Source organism: Oligella ureolytica DSM 18253, from assembly GCF_000373745.1.
Lineage (GTDB): Bacteria > Pseudomonadota > Gammaproteobacteria > Burkholderiales > Burkholderiaceae_B > Oligella > Oligella ureolytica.
In genome coordinates, this window is the sequence record NZ_KB892293.1 from 44851 (window position 1) to 49364 (window position 4514).

Below are 4514 nucleotides of genomic sequence, written 5' to 3' on the forward strand. Positions count from 1 at the left end.
ACATTAAAGGCTTTAAATGGAATCACAAACGAGTGTATCGAATCTATCGTGAGTTAGAGTTGAACTTGCGTATCAAACCAAAAAAACGCCTTGTCCGTGAGCGTCCTGAGGCATTAGGCACAGCCACTGCGATTAACCAAGTGTGGTCGATGGATTTTATGCATGACCAGCTGGCTGACGGTCGTAGTTTGCGTTTATTTAACGTGATAGATGACTTTAACCGTGAGGGTTTGGGCATCGAGGTAGACTTCTCTTTGCCTGCAGAGCGAGTCACGAGGGTGTTGGATCAAATCATCGAATGGCGAGGCAAGCCTGCGTGCCTACGGTGTGAAACGCAGTTCGGCGAAGCCACAATGGACCGGAATATATCAGTAAAACACTCTTAGAATGGGCAGCTAAGCGGCATATCACGTTGATTCACACTCAGCCCGGTAATCCACAACAAAACGGCTATGTCGAGCGCTATAATCGGACGGTACGTTATGACTGGTTAGCTCAGAATCTCTTTGATAGTCTAGAAGAAGTTCAGCTCGGAGCGACTGCTTGGCTCTGGACTTATAATAATGAACGCCCTAACACGGCATTAGGTGGCATTACACCGAGGCAAAAATTACATCAACATAAATTAAATAATTCTACTGCCAACTGCTATTAAAAATGGGGTGATTACCATCCCACCATGAGGGGTTTAAACACAGACCATCGAAACTCTTTGCTATGGGGAGTTCAACATGAAACTCTGGGGTATACCTATCTCCCAAACTGTCTTGAGACCTCTTTGCGATATTTCTGAATACATCTGTTCCGAAAAACGGTTCGTTAAACCAGTACAAAGCTCTACCAGAGTAAAGAGGGTCATCAATCGTAAGGAAAGTAGTAATCTCATGCTTACCCCAGTATGAGAACGTTATTTTACTACCAGCGGCCTTTGCTTGACTTTCCCATTTTTTAACGTGTTCTAGCCACTCATCTTCGACAGAAACTACTTGTTTTCCACCTCTTCCTTTCTTTCTGCTATCTGCTTCATCTAAAGGCAAGCAGACAACATAGTGTGTTAACTTGGGGTGCTTCTCTAAGGCTGTAGTGAATGATTCATCTATTTGTTGCCAACGAGAGGAATTCATTCCATCTAAAAAATATTTCGCTTGCCAGCATATCTCCGATCCGTCGTCAAGAATCCAGTAACACTCAACACCAGCATCACCTCCAGCGCCATCCTTCTTAACGAACCGCTTTCCATTATCTGGTTTTTGAAGATGGGCAATTTGGCAAATCAACTCTTCAAAGCCTGAGTTTTTACTACCATCATGTGTTCTAATTTGAGAGAAGTTAATTTCCATATATGAAGTCTTAAATAACTAAATATTTATTGGCTGGTTAGTAGCCCCAGATCTTAGTCAATTATCCAGTAGGTTTATTACGCATAACGCTTGGCACACGTGCCGGTTTGGAGCCGCAGCGCGGCGGAAAAGCGGTCACCGTGCTGCCACTGGTTATATCTCGTTTGCACGACAAGATGAAACATAGTCCCGCCACTCCCCAAGAATACGACGGCGGGAATCCAACTCTTTTGCATGCTGTAATGCGTGAAATGTTTCTATGCACTTGCTTCGAATGCTCGTGAAGAGTTCATTCTCGAACTGTTCTTGAAACCACTCCCGCTCCTGACTCGTTGGCCCTTCCAGAAGTTCTTCAATCTCCTCGATGTAGTCTGGCTGTGCCCAATTAGATGAGTGCCACATGTCTTGCTTGGGCATTGGTCGCGAAAACAGATAGGGGAGTAGGTAAATGTTGCTTAACATCGTATCCAGCAGGTATCCCCGCGCTTTCCCCAGAGACCCCACCCGGTAATAGGCCAACGCAGCATATAAGAGAAACGCGGGCTCACCAACGTCATCCGGGAACTCCTTCTCGAACCAGTCCATGAACTCGACTGCTTTTTCTGGAGCACCGCTAAGCACAAAGTAAACGCACACCCGGTAGCGTTTCCCTGAGCCGTCCGAAATCGCGCCGAATTTCTCCTTTTCTTTGAGGAGCTCTCGTCGCGCACGGTTAGCGCGGTCTCGGTATTTCTTCTGTTCATCGGTTAGCACAGATCTACCTCAAGAGATATAACGCTTACAACAGGGGTTGACGCACGCGCAGCGTGCGGCAATCCCGTTGCTTGTAATTGTTAGGCTTTGTCATATTTATAGAGATGCCAAGAAGTTTTGGATTTGGGGGGCTCGTTGTGCAGCATAGCGATAACCGCTAATTAATTTATCAAGATGCTCCCGTGATTTAAGGGGCATGTGGTAGGACTGTATGCACACCCCCTCGAAATGGTTGCCAATCCGGATGTCCATACCCATCTTCCCGGGTTTAGAGAAATCCCCGCCTGATGGAATTGCTTTTTTAAGCTGCTGGTATTCTGCCCAGTTTTCTTCGAAAGCTGATATGTATTGTTCGATTGCACGGCCTGGAACTGAAACAAATGTTCCGTTATATCTGAGATCTGGGCCAGAAAAGTAGTAAGAGATTTCCCAAGATGACTTCGTCACCTTGAGTTTTCCCCCGCAAGGTAATGGTTCCTCGTATTTTCCTGTGCTCATATTCTTCTCGATGTAAATAAGCCTAACGCTCCGCTCACCGGTAAATTTGGAGCGTCGCGGAAAATTTATCTGAGTGCAGCGGCTTGTTAAAAACCGTCTTCTCGAATCCGTTTCCTAACCTCATCTTCGCATTTATAACAGGCAAAATAGTTAATTGTATCCATGTCGCCAGTGACAAATTCGTCGCAATTTGGGCATGCAATGGCTTGCCACCCTCTATCAAAGCACGCCACACAACTCCACAGCCCGTCGATGTAAAATACCGAGGGCCTTTCATGCTGGCAATTGTGACATCCTGCGATATGCGGCTGCCCCTCCTCCCACCAATCATCCCCTTCAATATACTTTTTTTCACATAGATCAATAAGTAAATCCTTAGAAATCGGCATCTCGCAATGCGGACAGGCTGTTAAATTTTTATCAAAGAATTCAAAGCTCTTATGACATTTTGGGCATTCTAGCTCTTCGTTAGTTGATGCCACTGCTGTATCACTCACGCCACAAACCATACAGCTATAATCGTCACCCCATTTGTGTTCCTTTGACACAATAGCTGCATGCATTTCACAATGCTGGCAGTCGATAACTTTCTTACCGCCCTTCTGCTCTACATCAATTTTTGACTTCAACTCATTGTATCTGGCTTGTATGAATTCTTTTTGCCGCATTATTTGTTTGTGTATGCGCTCAAACTCTTCATTATATGGCCCAAAAATGTCTTTCCATTTTTCCGTCAACAAAGCATGCAAGTGGTGCCAAGAAGCCCATTGCTCTACCACTACACCAGCCTTTGTAGCAGAAAAATCAGCGTAATCAGAATGGGCGAAGTGCACGATCTGATTACGATGCTCCCCCAGTGCTTTAAAGTTATCTATCGTCGATTTTTCGAGGCACTCATTTAAGACACCCTTAAGTCTCTTTATTGCATCCTCTAAGAAGACAGAATGAAAGTCACCAACTCTAAAGCTATCGATATTGGCTGTTTCAGGTTTACTAATGATTAGCGTCCAATGCTCAGCCATTAAGCGAGCTTTAAGGAATAATTCGATCGAGGTATAAAAATCTACAATCGAGTTCTTGGGCCTTTTTTCAAGATCATCGAGGGATGAATCTAAAAAATCGATAGCATTCTTGACTAAAGAGTCAAAAAGCTCATCTTTTGTCTGCTTTTTCTGAGAAATGAACTTTCGGCCCATTTAAGGCTTCCCTAGGTTTTTAACATGTATTAGAGCGCCTTCCACATAAGCCAATCATCGTGAAGGCGGTATAACCCGATGCGACTAAATTTTGATTGCCCGATTGTACTATAGGGATCAACCCGTTACAAGACCATACTTTTTGGTAGATTATTTTCGCTTGACCCGCCTTGTCTTCACCAGTAAGATACTGTTTATCCATACAGCAAAAGGAAATTGCTATGCCCCAGACACCCAAGCCTGCACCCAAGCTACGCGATCAGCTGCATGCAATCATTCGTACCAAACATTACAGCCTGCGTACTGAAAAANCCTACTGGTACTGGATACGCTATTTCATACGCTTTCATCGACTCCNCCACCCCCGCGACATGGCCGAAGCAGAAGTCGCTCAGNTTCTGACCTGGCTGGCGACACACAAGAACGTGGCGGCGGCCACCCAAAACCAGGNGCTCAATGCGCTGGTATTTCTTTATAAACACGTTTTACAACAGCCTTTGCAGCATATCGACGGCATTGCCCGTGCTAAAAAGCCACGCAAGCTGCCCGTGGTGCTGTCCCATGAGGAAGCCATATCCGTCATTGCCCAGCTGCCTCCCCCGCATCGGCTGATTGCTTCGCTCATGTATGGGGCCGGTCTGCGTGTCAGCGAAGCCTGCCGTTTACGCATCAAGGATGTGGATTTTAATCTGCACAGGCTGGTGATACGCAGCAGCAAGGGTGGTAA

The 4514-nt window shown here is 45.6% G+C and carries 5 protein-coding genes and 1 pseudogene; 2 read left to right on the forward strand and 4 right to left on the reverse strand.

Annotated features, from left to right (window positions below):
* Positions 1-655 (forward strand): annotated as a pseudogene (locus B092_RS13770) (IS3 family transposase); the annotation flags it as partial.
* Here B092_RS13770 and B092_RS0105280 read toward each other — a convergent pair.
* The 4 genes from B092_RS0105280 to B092_RS0105295 form a co-directional block, all read right to left on the reverse strand.
* Positions 636-1340 carry a hypothetical protein gene (locus B092_RS0105280; RefSeq protein ID WP_018574210.1) on the reverse strand — a complete coding sequence of 235 codons (705 nt, stop codon included), beginning with the start codon at positions 1338-1340 and terminating at the stop codon, positions 636-638. The pseudogene B092_RS13770 and the gene B092_RS0105280 overlap by 20 nt on opposite strands.
* A gap of 153 nt (positions 1341-1493) precedes the next feature.
* Positions 1494-2093, reverse strand: a complete 600-nt coding sequence (locus B092_RS0105285; protein WP_018574211.1) for a hypothetical protein — start codon at positions 2091-2093, stop codon at positions 1494-1496.
* Between the two features lie 96 nt (positions 2094-2189).
* The gene (locus B092_RS0105290) at positions 2190-2591 is read right to left on the reverse strand and encodes a hypothetical protein (protein WP_018574212.1); all 402 of its coding nucleotides are present in this window, start codon (positions 2589-2591) and stop codon (positions 2190-2192) included.
* Between the two features lie 86 nt (positions 2592-2677).
* Positions 2678-3787, reverse strand: a complete 1110-nt coding sequence (locus tag B092_RS0105295; protein WP_018574213.1) for a hypothetical protein — start codon at positions 3785-3787, stop codon at positions 2678-2680.
* 221 nt (positions 3788-4008) lie between these two features.
* On the opposite strand from B092_RS0105295, the gene B092_RS0105300 reads away from it, so the two are divergent.
* Positions 4009-4514, forward strand: a 506-nt coding sequence (locus tag B092_RS0105300) for a phage integrase N-terminal SAM-like domain-containing protein (RefSeq protein WP_018574214.1), incomplete at its 3' end; no start/stop codon positions are given.

Excerpts from the sequence above, each read along its gene's own strand:
- B092_RS0105280 (WP_018574210.1), bottom strand. The coding sequence starts at position 1,340 with ATGGAAATTAACTTCTCTCAAATTAGAACACATGATGGTAGTAAAAAC.
- B092_RS0105290 (WP_018574212.1), bottom strand. The coding sequence starts at position 2,591 with ATGAGCACAGGAAAATACGAGGAACCATTACCTTGCGGGGGAAAACTC.
- B092_RS0105295 (WP_018574213.1), bottom strand. The coding sequence starts at position 3,787 with ATGGGCCGAAAGTTCATTTCTCAGAAAAAGCAGACAAAAGATGAGCTT.